General features: G+C 64.4%; 14 protein-coding genes. 7 read left to right on the top strand and 7 right to left on the bottom strand.

Features of this window, described 5'->3' with window-relative positions; translation table 11 throughout:
- Positions 1-256 precede the first annotated feature (256 nt).
- Entirely contained in the window at positions 257-1,450 is a 1,194-nt protein-coding gene (locus tag E4O92_RS09295; RefSeq protein ID WP_135189493.1) for a beta propeller repeat protein, read from the bottom strand.
- A gap of 288 nt (positions 1,451-1,738) precedes the next feature.
- On the opposite strand from E4O92_RS09295, the gene E4O92_RS09300 reads away from it, so the two are divergent.
- Both E4O92_RS09300 and E4O92_RS09305 read left to right on the top strand, forming a co-directional pair.
- A complete protein-coding gene (locus E4O92_RS09300; protein ID WP_135189494.1) occupies positions 1,739-4,528 on the top strand; it encodes an AMP-binding protein in 2,790 nt (929 codons plus the stop codon).
- Positions 4,525-4,968 carry a cupin domain-containing protein gene (locus E4O92_RS09305; protein WP_229483207.1) on the top strand — a complete coding sequence of 148 codons (444 nt, stop codon included), beginning with the start codon at positions 4,525-4,527 and terminating at the stop codon, positions 4,966-4,968. The genes E4O92_RS09300 and E4O92_RS09305 overlap by 4 nt, the downstream gene beginning before the upstream one ends.
- 133 nt (positions 4,969-5,101) lie before the next feature.
- Here the strand turns inward: E4O92_RS09305 and E4O92_RS09310 are convergent, their stop codons facing one another.
- The 3 genes from E4O92_RS09310 to E4O92_RS09320 are packed head-to-tail and all read right to left on the bottom strand — an operon-like array spanning position 5,102 to position 7,773.
- Entirely contained in the window at positions 5,102-5,584 is a 483-nt protein-coding gene (locus E4O92_RS09310) for a glutathione peroxidase (protein WP_135189495.1), read from the bottom strand.
- A gap of 2 nt (positions 5,585-5,586) precedes the next feature.
- On the bottom strand, positions 5,587-6,723 hold the full coding sequence (locus E4O92_RS09315; protein ID WP_135189496.1) for a PilT/PilU family type 4a pilus ATPase: 1,137 nt from the start codon (positions 6,721-6,723) through the stop codon (positions 5,587-5,589).
- A gap of 6 nt (positions 6,724-6,729) precedes the next feature.
- Entirely contained in the window at positions 6,730-7,773 is a 1,044-nt protein-coding gene (locus tag E4O92_RS09320; protein ID WP_135189497.1) for a type IV pilus twitching motility protein PilT, read from the bottom strand.
- Between the two features lie 82 nt (positions 7,774-7,855).
- Between E4O92_RS09320 and E4O92_RS09325 the strand changes: the two genes are divergently transcribed.
- Complete coding sequence (locus tag E4O92_RS09325) at positions 7,856-8,566, top strand: YggS family pyridoxal phosphate-dependent enzyme (RefSeq protein ID WP_135189498.1); 711 nt, start codon at positions 7,856-7,858, stop codon at positions 8,564-8,566.
- Positions 8,567-8,758: 192 nt separating this feature from the next.
- Here the strand turns inward: E4O92_RS09325 and E4O92_RS09330 are convergent, their stop codons facing one another.
- Positions 8,759-9,469 (bottom strand): YggS family pyridoxal phosphate-dependent enzyme, encoded by a 711-nt coding sequence (locus tag E4O92_RS09330; protein ID WP_135189498.1) that lies wholly within the window; start codon positions 9,467-9,469, stop codon positions 8,759-8,761.
- A gap of 82 nt (positions 9,470-9,551) precedes the next feature.
- Here E4O92_RS09330 and E4O92_RS09335 point away from each other — a divergent pair, with 82 nt between their 5' ends.
- Genes E4O92_RS09335 through E4O92_RS09345 form a run of 3 tightly spaced genes read left to right on the top strand, consistent with a single transcriptional unit; the run spans position 9,552 to position 12,223 of the window.
- Positions 9,552-10,595, top strand: coding sequence for a type IV pilus twitching motility protein PilT (locus E4O92_RS09335; RefSeq protein ID WP_135189497.1), 1,044 nt, complete (start codon positions 9,552-9,554; stop codon positions 10,593-10,595).
- Positions 10,596-10,601: 6 nt separating this feature from the next.
- Positions 10,602-11,738: a PilT/PilU family type 4a pilus ATPase gene (locus tag E4O92_RS09340; protein WP_135189496.1), complete on the top strand. Its 1,137-nt coding sequence runs from the start codon at positions 10,602-10,604 to the stop codon at positions 11,736-11,738.
- A 2-nt stretch (positions 11,739-11,740) separates the two neighbouring features.
- Positions 11,741-12,223 carry a glutathione peroxidase gene (locus E4O92_RS09345; RefSeq protein WP_135189495.1) on the top strand — a complete coding sequence of 161 codons (483 nt, stop codon included), beginning with the start codon at positions 11,741-11,743 and terminating at the stop codon, positions 12,221-12,223.
- A 133-nt stretch (positions 12,224-12,356) separates the two neighbouring features.
- On the opposite strand, the gene E4O92_RS09350 is transcribed toward E4O92_RS09345, so the two are convergent.
- Together E4O92_RS09350 and E4O92_RS09355 are read right to left on the bottom strand one after the other, a co-directional pair.
- On the bottom strand, positions 12,357-12,800 hold the full coding sequence (locus tag E4O92_RS09350; protein WP_229483207.1) for a cupin domain-containing protein: 444 nt from the start codon (positions 12,798-12,800) through the stop codon (positions 12,357-12,359).
- On the bottom strand, positions 12,797-15,586 hold the full coding sequence (locus tag E4O92_RS09355) for an AMP-binding protein (protein ID WP_135189494.1): 2,790 nt from the start codon (positions 15,584-15,586) through the stop codon (positions 12,797-12,799). Before E4O92_RS09355 ends, E4O92_RS09350 begins: the two co-directional genes overlap by 4 nt.
- A gap of 288 nt (positions 15,587-15,874) precedes the next feature.
- Here E4O92_RS09355 and E4O92_RS09360 point away from each other — a divergent pair, with 288 nt between their 5' ends.
- Positions 15,875-17,068, top strand: a complete 1,194-nt coding sequence (locus tag E4O92_RS09360) for a beta propeller repeat protein (RefSeq protein WP_135189493.1) — start codon at positions 15,875-15,877, stop codon at positions 17,066-17,068.
- Positions 17,069-17,324 lie beyond the last annotated feature (256 nt).

The following is a 17,324-nucleotide window of genomic DNA, read 5'->3' on the forward strand; positions in this document are numbered from 1 at the left end:
CGACCTCGTAGGGTGCGCACCTGTGCGCACGCGGTTACGTGCGCCACCGAAGCCGGCGGCCCTGCATGCAGCCGACCGCGTGGGCACAGGCCTCGCCGGCCGCGTGCACCCTACGGCTCCTGACGGTGACAGAAACGACCTCGTAGGGTGCGCACCTGTGCGCACGCGGTTACGTGCGCCACCGAAGCCGTTGGCCGTGCATGCACCCGACCGCGTGGGCACGGGTGCCCACACCCTACGGGCGCAGCCATGACGATTACGGCTGGCCCAGCGTCAGCACCATCAGCACGCCCTTCGTATCTTCTTCCTCGTTCAGCGTCACCAGGATGCGGCCCTGCGGATCTTGCACCAGCGAGGTGACTTCCGCGGTCTTGCCGTCATTGACGGTGCGGCCGTATCCCGGCAGCATGGTGGACAGGTCGGTCCACTTGTCGCCGCCGTCGGCCGACCAGGCGAGGTAGGGCTTGGCGGTGACCTTGTCGAAGCCGCCGACGACGATGACGTTCGGTTTGCCCGCCGGGCTCAGGAAGCTGCGCACGTACGGGTAATTCTTCGTGTCTATCGGGTGCCTGATCACGAACTTGAACGTGCGGCCGCCGTCATCGCTGCGCAGCAGCCCGCCTTCGACGCCGACGAACACGCGCTGGGTCCCGGCCACTGATTCGATAAACTGCACCATGCGGTTCTCGAGTTCGGGCACCGTAATGGCGATCGGGTCCTGCGACGCCAGCCCCATTCCATCTGCCGTCAGCTGGTAGGCTTCCAGGAAGGCGACGTCGAGCGGGCATTCGCCGCCGGTCAGCAAACGGTCACCCACCACATGGAAGGCCGAATGGCTGCAATAGCTCGAGTCGAAACGGCCGCGCAGCAGGCGCCAGCTGGCTGCCTTGGTGTCGGACACGAGCAGGTTGTGGCCGCCGCCGGCATTGGTGTACAGCCGGGTGCCTACCTGTTTCAGGTCTTTCATCCACAGCGTCTCGCAGAAGATGTCGTTACAGGCGCGCAGACCTTCGTCGTGCGGGACAAAGGTGATCGCTTGCGGTGCCAGCGCGCACAGCGAGTGTTCCGGCGTTGCGCTAGGCCAGTCGGACCACTGCTGGAACAGCCACACGGTATCGCCCAGCTGCTTGAGGGTTGGCGAGCGGGTGATCACATATTCGTTCGATGGGCCGAGCGCGCAATCGCCGAGGGGCACGTCGTTCCAGATCGAGGTCGAATGCAGTGGCAGGCTGGTCTTCCTGACCGCTGTGCCTTCGGTGGTCGTATTCGACAGCGCCAGATAGGCCTTACCACCATTGAAGGCGATGCTTTGGATGCCGCGCTGTGAGTTTGCCAGCACCTCGATGCTGGTGACCGCAGGCGATTGGATTTCGGTGGTGCTGCCGCCGCAGCCGCTGATCGCGGTGGCCAGGATGGCGGCGCCGCACAGGAAGTGGAGGTTTCGATTCATTGAATGTCCCAGGTTGACGTCGGCACGTGGCCAGCATTGCTCCTGTACAGGGTGGTTGGCCTGTTCAAGATCGGCGGGAATTCTAGCTTTGCGAAAGCCAACGATCTGCCGTTGCATTGTCGGCAGACTGTCCTGAATTTGTATCAGGGAGGGTACGTTTTGCTACTTCTAAGAAATCGGCGCATCCTGCGCCTCCGGCCAGTCTCTCCGCCGCGCGCGTGATCCATCACAAAGACAGCTCGCGATGACGCTCTAAGGTAGCCCGGAGACACGAGCGCGGGAACCGATGTGAACGATACTGCCTCCCCCAACCAATTGCTGGCAATTGTCCAGCAACTCGCATGCGAAACCCATCCGGGCCGATCGTATGCCGTGTCGGAACACACTTCCTTTGAACACGACCTCGGGCTGGACAGTCTGGCCAAGGTCGAGCTGATGCAGCGCGTAGGCCAGCATTTTGGCACCGAGCTGCCATCCGAAGCGCTGGCCGAGGCCGACACTCCGCTGGACCTGCTGCGCTTTCTCGGCGCCGCGCCGCCGACCCCAGCCAAGGAAGCGCGGGTTAGCCAGCCGGCGGCGCCGGCGGCCGGCTTGCCCACTGCCGCCCAGACCCTGCTCGACGCGCTGGAGTGGCACGTTGAACAGCAGCCGGACCGGGTCCACATTCTGCTGCACGACGAGCGGCACCAGGAACATCCGATCACCTATCGCGACCTGTTTGAATCGGCAAGCACGTTCGCCGCGGGGCTGGCGTCTTTGGGCCTGCGGCGGGGGCAGACGGTCGCATTGATGCTGCCCACGGGGCGCGACTACCTCGCGAGTTTTTTCGGCGTGATGATCGCGGGCGGCATTCCGGTGCCGATCTACCCGCCCGCCCGGCTGGCAGGCATGGAGGATCACTTGAGGCGGCACATCGGCATTCTTGCCAATGCCGAGGCGGCGCTCCTGATCACGGTCGACGCGGCCAAGCCCGTGGCCGTGATGCTGCAGGCGGCACTGCCGTCGCTGTCTGCGATGACCACGCCGGCCGAGTTGCGCACGCTCGCGGCGAGAGGCAGGACGCCGGGCGCCGGTTACCGGCCGCAGAAGGACGACATCGCATTCATCCAGTACACGTCGGGCAGCACCGGCGCGCCCAAGGGCGTGGTGCTCACGCACGCCAACCTGTTGGCCAACATCCGTGCGCTGGCGCAAGCGACGCGCGCCGTGCCCGAGGACCATTTTGTCTCCTGGCTTCCGCTGTACCATGACATGGGCCTGATCGGCGCCTGGTTCGGTTCGATGTACGTCGGCATTGAGCTCACCCTGATGTCGCCGCTGACCTTTCTCGCGCGCCCGGCGCTGTGGCTCGAGACCATCACGCGGCACCGAGGTACCATGTCCGCGGCACCGAACTTCGCCTACGAATTGTGCGTACGCCATGTCGGCAACGAAGCCATGGCCGGGCTGGATCTGTCGAGCTGGCGGCTGGCGCTGAACGGCGCCGAACCGATCAGCGCCGCCACGCTGGACGCGTTTGCCAAGCGTTTTGCGCCGTGCGGCTTGCGCCGGACGGCAGTGACGCCCGTGTACGGCCTTGCCGAGTGTTCGGTCGGGCTCGCGTTTCCGCCGCTTGACCGCGGGCCGCGCATCGACCACATCCTGCGCGAACCGTTCGTGCGCGAGCGCGTGGCGGCGCAGGCGCCCGATGACGCAGCCGATGCAGTGCCGATGGTTGGCTGCGGCTACCCTTTGCCTGGGCATGAGATACGGATCGTCGACGAAACCGGCGTCGAACTGCCCGAGCGCCGCGTCGGCCGGCTCCAGTTCCGCGGACCGTCGGCCACCTCCGGCTACTACCGCAACCCGGAGGCGACGCGCAACCTGATCCATAACAGCTGGCTCGATTCGGGTGACGAGGCCTACAAGGCAGATGGCGAAGTGTTCATCGCCGGCCGTGTGAAAGACCTGATCAAGCGCGGCGGGCGCAACCTGTACCCGTATGACCTGGAGGCGGCGATCGGCAAGGTGCCCGGTATTCGCAAAGGATGCGTGGCGGTGTTCGCCAGCCCGGACCCGTCCACCGGCAGCGAACGGCTGGTGGTGGTGGCCGAAACCGGCACGCCTGCGGCTGAGCATGAACGGCTGCGGCGTTCCCTCAACAGCGTGGCGATCGACGTGATCGGTTCGCCGCCCGACGACATCGTGCTGGCGCCGCCGCACGCCGTGCTCAAGACATCGAGCGGCAAGATACGGCGGCTGGCGAGCCGCCAGGCATACGAACAGGGCACGCTGACCCGCTCGCCCTCGGCGCCGTGGCTGCTGGGCGCGCGCTTTGCAGGCGGCGCAATGCTGGCAAAGGCCAGGGTTCTGGCACGCCGCGCCGGCGCGTGGATGTATGGCGCGTATGCGTGGCTGCTGTTTGGCGTGTTGCTGCTGCCGTTTGCCGGCACGGCGATCCTGCTGCGCCGGAAGGTGGCCGCGCGTCGGCTGTTACATTGGGGGTCGCGGGTAATTTTCCGCCTGATGGGGGTGGCGCCGACGGCGGTCGGCATCGAGCGCCTGCCGCACCGGCCCCATATGCTGCTGGTCAATCACTCGAGCTATCTCGACGCGATCGCGCTCACCGCGCTGCTGCCGGCCGATCCGGGCTATGCGTTCACGGTCAAGAACGAATTTGCGCACCAGGCGGCGATGCGCACGCTGCTGGCCGCGGTCGGCGCTCTTTTCGTTGAACGCACCGACGCCAGGCGCAGCACGGCGGACGTCGATGCGATCGCGGCGGCGCTGCGGCAGGGCGAAAACGTGATCATCTTCCCGGAAGGGACATTCGCGCGCGAGCCGGCCCTGCTGCCGTTCCGGTCCGGCGGCTTTTCCGCGGCGGTGGCGGCCGGTGTGCCGCTCGTGGTAGCGGGCCTGCGCGGCACGCGCGAGGCGCTGCGGGCCAAGACATGGTGGCCGCGCAAGAGCCATATCTCGCTCGAGATCGGGCCGGTGCTCGAGCCCGAAGGCGGCGGGTGGGCTGAGACCGTGCGCTTGCGCGAGGAAGCGCGCAGCGCGATGGCGAAGCTGACCGGAGAGTTCATTATCGGGCAATGACGCGTAATTTGCCGAAGGGCGGGGCACTGCTTGAACACTGGGAGAACAACATGTCGGGCTACAGCATCAACATCGAAGAAAGGACCCTCGCGAACAATAACTTCCGCGAAGTCTTGTACACGACCCAGCGCAGCCAGCTGGTCACCATGACCCTCAAGCCGGGCGAGGAAATCGGAATGGAACACCACACGGGGCACGACCAGTTCATCCGTGTGGAGGCGGGCGAGGGAGTTGCGATTCTCGATGGCGAGCGCCATGCGCTGTCAGATGGCGTTGCGGTGGTGATCCCGGCTGGTACCGAGCATAACGTGATAAACACCTCGGGTAGCGAACCGATGCGGCTGTACACGCTGTACACCCCGCCGGAACATCCGGATGGCATCGTCCACAAGGACAAGGCCGAGGCGGATGAGTACGAGAAGCAGCATCACGGGCATTGAGGTGGTGTGATCGCGGCCAGCGGCCCGTGCACATCGTAGGGTGCGCACCAGTGCGCACGCGGTACGGTTGAATGCCGTTGACTCCGGTACGCACACGTACCGCGTGCGCACAGGTGCGCACCCTACGACGCGCTTATTCCGCCAGCAGCCGCTCGAGATCGCCCGCGATCTCCTCCGGTTTGGTCTGCGGCGCGTAGCGCTTATAGACGCTCCCGTCTTTATTGATGAGGAACTTAGTGAAGTTCCATTTGATCGCCTTGATGCCGAGCACGCCCGGCGCCGCCTTTTTCAGGTACCTGTACAGCGGATGCGCGCCTTCGCCGTTCACCTCGATCTTGGCGAACATCGGGAACTGCACGCCGTAGTTCTCCTCGCAGAACGCGCCGATCTGTTCTTCGCTGCCCGGCTCCTGCTTGCCGAACTGGTTGCACGGAAAGCCCAACACCACCAGGCCACGCTCGCGATATTGTTCGTACAGCTGCTCGAGTCCCTTGTACTGCGGCGTAAACCCGCATTCGCTCGCGGTATTCACGATCAGCAGCACCTTGCCCCGGTACTGCGCCAGATCGACGGGCGAACCGTCGAGCGCGTTGGCGTTGAAGTCGAATGCGTTCATGCTCAAACTATACCAAGATGCTCGGTCCCTGCCGAGAAATCGCGGTTTTTCGCGTTCTTGCTGTTGAGCTTGATGTTCAGGCGCAGGTCGTTGACCGAGTCGGCGTTGCGCAGCGCGTCTTCGTAGGTGATCTTGTCAAGCTCGTACAGGTCGAACAGCGCCTGGTCGAAGGTCTGCATGCCCAGTTCGCGCGACTTCTTCATGATCTCTTTGATCTCGTGGACCTCGCCCTTGAAGATCAGGTCCGAGATCAGCGGCGAATTGAGCATCACCTCCACCGCCACCACGCGGCCCTTGGCTTCCTTTTTCGGGATGAGGCGCTGCGAGATCAGGCCCTTGAGGTTGAGCGACAGATCCATCAACAGCTGCTGGCGGCGCTCTTCCGGGAAGAAGTTGATGATGCGGTCCAGCGCCTGGTTGGCGCTGTTGGCGTGCAGCGTGGCCAGGCACAGGTGGCCGGTCTCGGCGAACGCGATCGCGTGCTCCATCGTCTCGCGGTCGCGGATTTCGCCGATCTGGATTACGTCCGGCGCCTGGCGCAGCGAGTTTTTCAGCGCCGCTTCGAAGCTGTCGGTATCCACGCCCACTTCGCGCTGGGTGATCACGCAGTTCCTGTGCGGATGGACGAATTCGACCGGGTCTTCGATGGTGATGATGTGGCCATGGCTGTTTTCGTTGCGGTAGCCGACCATCGCCGCCAGCGTGGTCGACTTGCCCGAGCCTGTGGCGCCGACCATGATCACCAGGCCGCGCTTTTCCATGATCACGTCCTTGAGCACCGGCGGCAGTTCGAGGTCTTCGAACTTGGGGATGGTGGTGGTGATCACGCGCAGCACCATGCCCACGCAGCCCATCTGCTGGAACGCCGAGACGCGAAAGCGTCCCAGCTCGCCGGGGCTGATCGCGAAGTTCGCTTCGCGCGTCAGCTCGAAGCCGGCGGCCTGCTTGTCGTTCATGATGGCGCGCGCCAGGTCGGCCGTGTGCGCGGACGTGAGCGGCTGGCTCGACACCGGCGTCATCTTGCCGTCGATCTTGATAGCGGGCGGAAAGCCGGTCGTGATGAACAGGTCGGAACCGCCCTTGCTGACCATCAGGCGCAGCAGGTCGAACATGAATTTGGATGCCTGGTCGCGTTCCATCGTTCTTTAGCCTGGGAAGTTATCGGGGATCTTGGCCGCCGAGCGCGCGGCGGCGGACGAGATGACGTTGCGGCGCACCAGGTCGGTCAGGTTCTGGTCGAGCGTTTGCATGCCGACGCTGCTGCCGGTCTGGATCGACGAATACATCTGCGCGATCTTCGCTTCGCGGATCAGGTTGCGGATCGCCGGAGTGCCGATCATGATCTCGTGCGCGGCTACGCGGCCGGAACCGTCCTTGGTCTTGAGCAGGGTCTGCGAGATCACCGCCTGCAGCGATTCGGACAGCATGGCCCGCACCATTTCCTTTTCCTCGGCCGGGAACACGTCGACGATACGGTCGATGGTCTTGGCCGCCGACGAGGTGTGCAGCGTGCCGAACACCAGGTGGCCGGTTTCGGCGGCCGACAGCGCCAGGCGGATCGTCTCCAGGTCGCGCAGCTCGCCGACCAGGATCGCGTCCGGGTCTTCGCGCAGCGCCGAGCGCAGCGCGTTGTTAAACGAGAGCGTGTGCGGACCGACTTCGCGCTGGTTGATCAGGCACTTCTTCGAGTCGTGCACGAATTCGATCGGGTCCTCGATGGTGAGGATGTGGCCGTACTCGTTTTCGTTCAGGTGGTTGATCATCGCGGCCAGCGTGGTCGACTTGCCCGAACCGGTGGGGCCGGTGACCAGCACCAAGCCGCGCGGCTTCAGTGCCAGCTCGGCGAAAATCTTTGGCGCGTTCAGTTCTTCCAGCGACAGGATCTTGGACGGAATCGTGCGCATCACCGCCGCCGCGCCGCGCTCCTGGTTGAAGGCGTTGACGCGAAAGCGCGCCAGGCCCGGGATCGCGAACGAGAAGTCGCATTCGAGCACTTCTTCGTACTGCTTGCGCTGCGCATCGTTCATGATGTCATAGATCATGGCGTGCACGTCCTTGTGCTCCAGCGGCGGCAGGTTGATGCGCCGTACGTCGCCATGCACGCGGATCATCGGCGGCAGGCCGGACGACAGGTGCAGGTCCGAGGCCTTGTTCTTAACCGAGAAGGCGAGTAATTCCGAGATGTCCATTTATAATCCCTGTGCCTGAAAACGGGCGCCGCTCCAGATGCGCTCGCGCATCGACAAGAATATTGCCCAGTGAAAATTGATTATGTCCACAATCGCCGCCAACTTGCAAGCTGTTGAAGCGACAATCCAGAGCGCCGTCAAGGCTGCCGGAAGGCCTGCGTCAAGCGTGCAACTGCTGGCCGTTTCCAAGACGTTTCCGCCTGAAGCGGTGCTGGAAGCGATCGCTTGCGGGCAGCGCGCGTTCGGCGAAAACTACCTGCAGGAAGCGCTCGACAAGATGCGCTCTGTTGCGCGTTTGGCGCCCGACATTCCAGTCGAGTGGCATTTCATCGGGCCGATCCAGAGCAACAAGACGCGCCCGATCGCGGCCAACTTCCAGTGGGTGCACACGGTCGAGCGCCTGAAGATCGCGCAGCGCCTGTCCGAGCAGCGGCCGCCCGAGATGGGGCCGCTCAACATCTGCCTGCAGGTGAACATCAGCGGCGAAGCCACCAAGAGCGGCGTCACGCCCGCCGAACTGCCTGAGCTGGCGCACCAGGTGGCGCAGCTGTCCAATCTGCGCCTGCGCGGCCTAATGGCGATCCCCGAGCCGGAGACCGACGTAGCGAAGCAGCGCGCGGCGTTTGCGCAACTGCGAGCCTTGTACGACAGCCTGTGCGGCGAAGGCCTGGCGCTCGACACGCTGTCGATGGGGATGTCCGGCGATCTTGCGGCGGCGATTCTTGAAGGCGCGACTATTGTGCGAATCGGCAGTGCCATCTTTGGCGCGCGCCAAGCGGTCGTTTCAAAATGAACAGGGCAAGGGCGGCGAGGCCTCAACGCAGCCACGCGCAGTTCGTAGGGTGCGCACCTGTGCGCACGCGGTCACCGTGTGCCGACTTGCGGCTGCTGTATCTTCACGCTGCTTTCGCGAACCGCGTGCGCACAGGTGCGCACCCTACGAACTGCGCGTGGCTGCGTTGAGGCCTCGCCGCCCTTGCCCTGTTCATTTTGAAACGACCGCTTGGCGCGCGCCAAAGATGGCACTGCCGATTCGCACAATAGTCGCGCCTTCAAGAATCGCCGCCGCAAGATCGCCGGACATCCCCATCGACAGCGTGTCGAGCGCCAGGCCTTCGCCGCACAGGCTGTCGTACAAGGCTCGCAGTTGCGCAAACGCCGCGCGCTGCTTCGCTACGTCGGTCTCCGGCTCGGGGATCGCCATTAGGCCGCGCAGGCGCAGATTGGACAGCTGCGCCACCTGGTGCGCCAGCTCAGGCAGTTCGGCGGGCGTGACGCCGCTCTTGGTGGCTTCGCCGCTGATGTTCACCTGCAGGCAGATGTTGAGCGGCCCCATCTCGGGCGGCCGCTGCTCGGACAGGCGCTGCGCGATCTTCAGGCGCTCGACCGTGTGCACCCACTGGAAGTTGGCCGCGATCGGGCGCGTCTTGTTGCTCTGGATCGGCCCGATGAAATGCCACTCGACTGGAATGTCGGGCGCCAAACGCGCAACAGAGCGCATCTTGTCGAGCGCTTCCTGCAGGTAGTTTTCGCCGAACGCGCGCTGCCCGCAAGCGATCGCTTCCAGCACCGCTTCAGGCGGAAACGTCTTGGAAACGGCCAGCAGTTGCACGCTTGACGCAGGCCTTCCGGCAGCCTTGACGGCGCTCTGGATTGTCGCTTCAACAGCTTGCAAGTTGGCGGCGATTGTGGACATAATCAATTTTCACTGGGCAATATTCTTGTCGATGCGCGAGCGCATCTGGAGCGGCGCCCGTTTTCAGGCACAGGGATTATAAATGGACATCTCGGAATTACTCGCCTTCTCGGTTAAGAACAAGGCCTCGGACCTGCACCTGTCGTCCGGCCTGCCGCCGATGATCCGCGTGCATGGCGACGTACGGCGCATCAACCTGCCGCCGCTGGAGCACAAGGACGTGCACGCCATGATCTATGACATCATGAACGATGCGCAGCGCAAGCAGTACGAAGAAGTGCTCGAATGCGACTTCTCGTTCGCGATCCCGGGCCTGGCGCGCTTTCGCGTCAACGCCTTCAACCAGGAGCGCGGCGCGGCGGCGGTGATGCGCACGATTCCGTCCAAGATCCTGTCGCTGGAAGAACTGAACGCGCCAAAGATTTTCGCCGAGCTGGCACTGAAGCCGCGCGGCTTGGTGCTGGTCACCGGCCCCACCGGTTCGGGCAAGTCGACCACGCTGGCCGCGATGATCAACCACCTGAACGAAAACGAGTACGGCCACATCCTCACCATCGAGGACCCGATCGAATTCGTGCACGACTCGAAGAAGTGCCTGATCAACCAGCGCGAAGTCGGTCCGCACACGCTCTCGTTTAACAACGCGCTGCGCTCGGCGCTGCGCGAAGACCCGGACGCGATCCTGGTCGGCGAGCTGCGCGACCTGGAGACGATCCGCCTGGCGCTGTCGGCCGCCGAAACCGGCCACCTGGTGTTCGGCACGCTGCACACCTCGTCGGCGGCCAAGACCATCGACCGTATCGTCGACGTGTTCCCGGCCGAGGAAAAGGAAATGGTGCGGGCCATGCTGTCCGAATCGCTGCAGGCGGTGATCTCGCAGACCCTGCTCAAGACCAAGGACGGTTCCGGCCGCGTAGCCGCGCACGAGATCATGATCGGCACTCCGGCGATCCGCAACCTGATCCGCGAAGCGAAGATCGCGCAGATGTATTCGTCGATCCAGACCGGCAGCAGCGTCGGCATGCAAACGCTCGACCAGAACCTGACCGACCTGGTGCGCCGCAACGTCATCTCGTCCGCCGCCGCGCGCTCGGCGGCCAAGATCCCCGATAACTTCCCAGGCTAAAGAACGATGGAACGCGACCAGGCATCCAAATTCATGTTCGACCTGCTGCGCCTGATGGTCAGCAAGGGCGGTTCCGACCTGTTCATCACGACCGGCTTTCCGCCCGCTATCAAGATCGACGGCAAGATGACGCCGGTGTCGAGCCAGCCGCTCACGTCCGCGCACACGGCCGACCTGGCGCGCGCCATCATGAACGACAAGCAGGCCGCCGGCTTCGAGCTGACGCGCGAAGCGAACTTCGCGATCAGCCCCGGCGAGCTGGGACGCTTTCGCGTCTCGGCGTTCCAGCAGATGGGCTGCGTGGGCATGGTGCTGCGCGTGATCACCACCACCATCCCCAAGTTCGAAGACCTCGAACTGCCGCCGGTGCTCAAGGACGTGATCATGGAAAAGCGCGGCCTGGTGATCATGGTCGGCGCCACAGGCTCGGGCAAGTCGACCACGCTGGCGGCGATGGTCGGCTACCGCAACGAAAACAGCCATGGCCACATCATCACCATCGAAGACCCGGTCGAATTCGTCCATCCGCACAGGAACTGCGTGATCACCCAGCGCGAAGTGGGCGTGGATACCGACAGCTTCGAAGCGGCGCTGAAAAACTCGCTGCGCCAGGCGCCGGACGTAATCCAGATCGGCGAAATCCGCGACCGCGAGACGATGGAGCACGCGATCGCGTTCGCCGAGACCGGCCACCTGTGCCTGGCCACGCTGCACGCCAACAGCGCCAACCAGGCGCTGGACCGCATCATCAACTTCTTCCCGGAAGAGCGCCGCCAGCAGCTGTTGATGGATCTGTCGCTCAACCTCAAGGGCCTGATCTCGCAGCGCCTCATCCCGAAAAAGGAAGCCAAGGGCCGCGTGGTGGCGGTGGAGGTGATGCTCAATTCGCCGCTGATCTCGGACCTGATCTTCAAGGGCGAGGTCCACGAGATCAAAGAGATCATGAAGAAGTCGCGCGAACTGGGCATGCAGACCTTCGACCAGGCGCTGTTCGACCTGTACGAGCTTGACAAGATCACCTACGAAGACGCGCTGCGCAACGCCGACTCGGTCAACGACCTGCGCCTGAACATCAAGCTCAACAGCAAGAACGCGAAAAACCGCGATTTCTCGGCAGGGACCGAGCATCTTGGTATAGTTTGAGCATGAACGCATTCGACTTCAACGCCAACGCGCTCGACGGTTCGCCCGTCGATCTGGCGCAGTACCGGGGCAAGGTGCTGCTGATCGTGAATACCGCGAGCGAATGCGGGTTTACGCCGCAGTACAAGGGACTCGAGCAGCTGTACGAACAATATCGCGAGCGTGGCCTGGTGGTGTTGGGCTTTCCGTGCAACCAGTTCGGCAAGCAGGAGCCGGGCAGCGAAGAACAGATCGGCGCGTTCTGCGAGGAGAACTACGGCGTGCAGTTCCCGATGTTCGCCAAGATCGAGGTGAACGGCGAAGGCGCGCATCCGCTGTACAGGTACCTGAAAAAGGCGGCGCCGGGCGTGCTCGGCATCAAGGCGATCAAATGGAACTTCACTAAGTTCCTCATCAATAAAGACGGGAGCGTCTATAAGCGCTACGCGCCGCAGACCAAACCGGAGGAGATCGCGGGCGATCTCGAGCGGCTGCTGGCGGAATAAGCGCGTCGTAGGGTGCGCACCTGTGCGCACGCGGTACGTGTGCGTACCGGAGTCAACGGCATTCAACCGTACCGCGTGCGCACTGGTGCGCACCCTACGATGTGCACGGGCCGCTGGCCGCGATCACACCACCTCAATGCCCGTGATGCTGCTTCTCGTACTCATCCGCCTCGGCCTTGTCCTTGTGGACGATGCCATCCGGATGTTCCGGCGGGGTGTACAGCGTGTACAGCCGCATCGGTTCGCTACCCGAGGTGTTTATCACGTTATGCTCGGTACCAGCCGGGATCACCACCGCAACGCCATCTGACAGCGCATGGCGCTCGCCATCGAGAATCGCAACTCCCTCGCCCGCCTCCACACGGATGAACTGGTCGTGCCCCGTGTGGTGTTCCATTCCGATTTCCTCGCCCGGCTTGAGGGTCATGGTGACCAGCTGGCTGCGCTGGGTCGTGTACAAGACTTCGCGGAAGTTATTGTTCGCGAGGGTCCTTTCTTCGATGTTGATGCTGTAGCCCGACATGTTGTTCTCCCAGTGTTCAAGCAGTGCCCCGCCCTTCGGCAAATTACGCGTCATTGCCCGATAATGAACTCTCCGGTCAGCTTCGCCATCGCGCTGCGCGCTTCCTCGCGCAAGCGCACGGTCTCAGCCCACCCGCCGCCTTCGGGCTCGAGCACCGGCCCGATCTCGAGCGAGATATGGCTCTTGCGCGGCCACCATGTCTTGGCCCGCAGCGCCTCGCGCGTGCCGCGCAGGCCCGCTACCACGAGCGGCACACCGGCCGCCACCGCCGCGGAAAAGCCGCCGGACCGGAACGGCAGCAGGGCCGGCTCGCGCGCGAATGTCCCTTCCGGGAAGATGATCACGTTTTCGCCCTGCCGCAGCGCCGCCGCGATCGCATCGACGTCCGCCGTGCTGCGCCTGGCGTCGGTGCGTTCAACGAAAAGAGCGCCGACCGCGGCCAGCAGCGTGCGCATCGCCGCCTGGTGCGCAAATTCGTTCTTGACCGTGAACGCATAGCCCGGATCGGCCGGCAGCAGCGCGGTGAGCGCGATCGCGTCGAGATAGCTCGAGTGATTGACCAGCAGCATATGGGGCCGGTGCGGCAGGCGCTCGATGCCGACCGCCGTCGGCGCCACCCCCATCAGGCGGAAAATTACCCGCGACCCCCAATGTAACAGCCGACGCGCGGCCACCTTCCGGCGCAGCAGGATCGCCGTGCCGGCAAACGGCAGCAGCAACACGCCAAACAGCAGCCACGCATACGCGCCATACATCCACGCGCCGGCGCGGCGTGCCAGAACCCTGGCCTTTGCCAGCATTGCGCCGCCTGCAAAGCGCGCGCCCAGCAGCCACGGCGCCGAGGGCGAGCGGGTCAGCGTGCCCTGTTCGTATGCCTGGCGGCTCGCCAGCCGCCGTATCTTGCCGCTCGATGTCTTGAGCACGGCGTGCGGCGGCGCCAGCACGATGTCGTCGGGCGGCGAACCGATCACGTCGATCGCCACGCTGTTGAGGGAACGCCGCAGCCGTTCATGCTCAGCCGCAGGCGTGCCGGTTTCGGCCACCACCACCAGCCGTTCGCTGCCGGTGGACGGGTCCGGGCTGGCGAACACCGCCACGCATCCTTTGCGAATACCGGGCACCTTGCCGATCGCCGCCTCCAGGTCATACGGGTACAGGTTGCGCCCGCCGCGCTTGATCAGGTCTTTCACACGGCCGGCGATGAACACTTCGCCATCTGCCTTGTAGGCCTCGTCACCCGAATCGAGCCAGCTGTTATGGATCAGGTTGCGCGTCGCCTCCGGGTTGCGGTAGTAGCCGGAGGTGGCCGACGGTCCGCGGAACTGGAGCCGGCCGACGCGGCGCTCGGGCAGTTCGACGCCGGTTTCGTCGACGATCCGTATCTCATGCCCAGGCAAAGGGTAGCCGCAGCCAACCATCGGCACTGCATCGGCTGCGTCATCGGGCGCCTGCGCCGCCACGCGCTCGCGCACGAACGGTTCGCGCAGGATGTGGTCGATGCGCGGCCCGCGGTCAAGCGGCGGAAACGCGAGCCCGACCGAACACTCGGCAAGGCCGTACACGGGCGTCACTGCCGTCCGGCGCAAGCCGCACGGCGCAAAACGCTTGGCAAACGCGTCCAGCGTGGCGGCGCTGATCGGTTCGGCGCCGTTCAGCGCCAGCCGCCAGCTCGACAGATCCAGCCCGGCCATGGCTTCGTTGCCGACATGGCGTACGCACAATTCGTAGGCGAAGTTCGGTGCCGCGGACATGGTACCTCGGTGCCGCGTGATGGTCTCGAGCCACAGCGCCGGGCGCGCGAGAAAGGTCAGCGGCGACATCAGGGTGAGCTCAATGCCGACGTACATCGAACCGAACCAGGCGCCGATCAGGCCCATGTCATGGTACAGCGGAAGCCAGGAGACAAAATGGTCCTCGGGCACGGCGCGCGTCGCTTGCGCCAGCGCACGGATGTTGGCCAACAGGTTGGCGTGCGTGAGCACCACGCCCTTGGGCGCGCCGGTGCTGCCCGACGTGTACTGGATGAATGCGATGTCGTCCTTCTGCGGCCGGTAACCGGCGCCCGGCGTCCTGCCTCTCGCCGCGAGCGTGCGCAACTCGGCCGGCGTGGTCATCGCAGACAGCGACGGCAGTGCCGCCTGCAGCATCACGGCCACGGGCTTGGCCGCGTCGACCGTGATCAGGAGCGCCGCCTCGGCATTGGCAAGAATGCCGATGTGCCGCCTCAAGTGATCCTCCATGCCTGCCAGCCGGGCGGGCGGGTAGATCGGCACCGGAATGCCGCCCGCGATCATCACGCCGAAAAAACTCGCGAGGTAGTCGCGCCCCGTGGGCAGCATCAATGCGACCGTCTGCCCCCGCCGCAGGCCCAAAGACGCCAGCCCCGCGGCGAACGTGCTTGCCGATTCAAACAGGTCGCGATAGGTGATCGGATGTTCCTGGTGCCGCTCGTCGTGCAGCAGAATGTGGACCCGGTCCGGCTGCTGTTCAACGTGCCACTCCAGCGCGTCGAGCAGGGTCTGGGCGGCAGTGGGCAAGCCGGCCGCCGGCGCCGCCGGCTGGCTAACCCGCGCTTCCTTGGCTGGGGTCGGCGGCGCGGCGCCGAGAAAGCGCAGCAGGTCCAGCGGAGTGTCGGCCTCGGCCAGCGCTTCGGATGGCAGCTCGGTGCCAAAATGCTGGCCTACGCGCTGCATCAGCTCGACCTTGGCCAGACTGTCCAGCCCGAGGTCGTGTTCAAAGGAAGTGTGTTCCGACACGGCATACGATCGGCCCGGATGGGTTTCGCATGCGAGTTGCTGGACAATTGCCAGCAATTGGTTGGGGGAGGCAGTATCGTTCACATCGGTTCCCGCGCTCGTGTCTCCGGGCTACCTTAGAGCGTCATCGCGAGCTGTCTTTGTGATGGATCACGCGCGCGGCGGAGAGACTGGCCGGAGGCGCAGGATGCGCCGATTTCTTAGAAGTAGCAAAACGTACCCTCCCTGATACAAATTCAGGACAGTCTGCCGACAATGCAACGGCAGATCGTTGGCTTTCGCAAAGCTAGAATTCCCGCCGATCTTGAACAGGCCAACCACCCTGTACAGGAGCAATGCTGGCCACGTGCCGACGTCAACCTGGGACATTCAATGAATCGAAACCTCCACTTCCTGTGCGGCGCCGCCATCCTGGCCACCGCGATCAGCGGCTGCGGCGGCAGCACCACCGAAATCCAATCGCCTGCGGTCACCAGCATCGAGGTGCTGGCAAACTCACAGCGCGGCATCCAAAGCATCGCCTTCAATGGTGGTAAGGCCTATCTGGCGCTGTCGAATACGACCACCGAAGGCACAGCGGTCAGGAAGACCAGCCTGCCACTGCATTCGACCTCGATCTGGAACGACGTGCCCCTCGGCGATTGCGCGCTCGGCCCATCGAACGAATATGTGATCACCCGCTCGCCAACCCTCAAGCAGCTGGGCGATACCGTGTGGCTGTTCCAGCAGTGGTCCGACTGGCCTAGCGCAACGCCGGAACACTCGCTGTGCGCGCTGGCACCGCAAGCGATCACCTTTGTCCCGCACGACGAAGGTCTGCGCGCCTGTAACGACATCTTCTGCGAGACGCTGTGGATGAAAGACCTGAAACAGGTAGGCACCCGGCTGTACACCAATGCCGGCGGCGGCCACAACCTGCTCGTGTCCGACACCAAGGCAGCCAGCTGGCGCCTGCTGCGCGGCCGTTTCGACTCGAGCTATTGCAGCCATTCGGCCTTCCATGTGGTGGGTGACCGTTTGCTGACCGGCGGCGAATGCCCGCTCGACGTCGCCTTCCTGGAAGCCTACCAGCTGACGGCAGATGGAATGGGGCTGGCGTCGCAGGACCCGATCGCCATTACGGTGCCCGAACTCGAGAACCGCATGGTGCAGTTTATCGAATCAGTGGCCGGGACCCAGCGCGTGTTCGTCGGCGTCGAAGGCGGGCTGCTGCGCAGCGATGACGGCGGCCGCACGTTCAAGTTCGTGATCAGGCACCCGATAGACACGAAGAATTACCCGTACGTGCGCAGCTTCCTGAGCCCGGCGGGCAAACCGAACGTCATCGTCGTCGGCGGCTTCGACAAGGTCACCGCCAAGCCCTACCTCGCCTGGTCGGCCGACGGCGGCGACAAGTGGACCGACCTGTCCACCATGCTGCCGGGATACGGCCGCACCGTCAATGACGGCAAGACCGCGGAAGTCACCTCGCTGGTGCAAGATCCGCAGGGCCGCATCCTGGTGACGCTGAACGAGGAAGAAGATACGAAGGGCGTGCTGATGGTGCTGACGCTGGGCCAGCCGTAATCGTCATGGCTGCGCCCGTAGGGTGTGGGCACCCGTGCCCACGCGGTCGGGTGCATGCACGGCCAACGGCTTCGGTGGCGCACGTAACCGCGTGCGCACAGGTGCGCACCCTACGAGGTCGTTTCTGTCACCGTCAGGAGCCGTAGGGTGCACGCGGCCGGCGAGGCCTGTGCCCACGCGGTCGGCTGCATGCAGGGCCGCCGGCTTCGGTGGCGCACGTAACCGCGTGCGCACAGGTGCGCACCCTACGAGGTCG

The sequence above is a fragment of the Massilia horti genome (assembly GCF_004614195.1).
Lineage (GTDB): Bacteria > Pseudomonadota > Gammaproteobacteria > Burkholderiales > Burkholderiaceae_D > Telluria > Telluria horti.

What these genes read in the sequence shown, in the direction of transcription:
- E4O92_RS09360 (WP_135189493.1), top strand. Translation starts at nt 15,875, where the DNA reads ATGAATCGAAACCTCCACTTCCTGTGCGGCGCCGCCATCCTGGCCACC.
- E4O92_RS09315 (WP_135189496.1), bottom strand. Translation starts at nt 6,723, where the DNA reads ATGGAACGCGACCAGGCATCCAAATTCATGTTCGACCTGCTGCGCCTG.
- E4O92_RS09325 (WP_135189498.1), top strand. Translation starts at nt 7,856, where the DNA reads ATGTCCACAATCGCCGCCAACTTGCAAGCTGTTGAAGCGACAATCCAG.
- E4O92_RS09295 (WP_135189493.1), bottom strand. Translation starts at nt 1,450, where the DNA reads ATGAATCGAAACCTCCACTTCCTGTGCGGCGCCGCCATCCTGGCCACC.
- E4O92_RS09330 (WP_135189498.1), bottom strand. Translation starts at nt 9,469, where the DNA reads ATGTCCACAATCGCCGCCAACTTGCAAGCTGTTGAAGCGACAATCCAG.
- E4O92_RS09310 (WP_135189495.1), bottom strand. Translation starts at nt 5,584, where the DNA reads ATGAACGCATTCGACTTCAACGCCAACGCGCTCGACGGTTCGCCCGTC.
- E4O92_RS09350 (WP_229483207.1), bottom strand. Translation starts at nt 12,800, where the DNA reads ATGACGCGTAATTTGCCGAAGGGCGGGGCACTGCTTGAACACTGGGAG.
- E4O92_RS09340 (WP_135189496.1), top strand. Translation starts at nt 10,602, where the DNA reads ATGGAACGCGACCAGGCATCCAAATTCATGTTCGACCTGCTGCGCCTG.
- E4O92_RS09335 (WP_135189497.1), top strand. Translation starts at nt 9,552, where the DNA reads ATGGACATCTCGGAATTACTCGCCTTCTCGGTTAAGAACAAGGCCTCG.
- E4O92_RS09345 (WP_135189495.1), top strand. Translation starts at nt 11,741, where the DNA reads ATGAACGCATTCGACTTCAACGCCAACGCGCTCGACGGTTCGCCCGTC.
- E4O92_RS09320 (WP_135189497.1), bottom strand. Translation starts at nt 7,773, where the DNA reads ATGGACATCTCGGAATTACTCGCCTTCTCGGTTAAGAACAAGGCCTCG.
- E4O92_RS09305 (WP_229483207.1), top strand. Translation starts at nt 4,525, where the DNA reads ATGACGCGTAATTTGCCGAAGGGCGGGGCACTGCTTGAACACTGGGAG.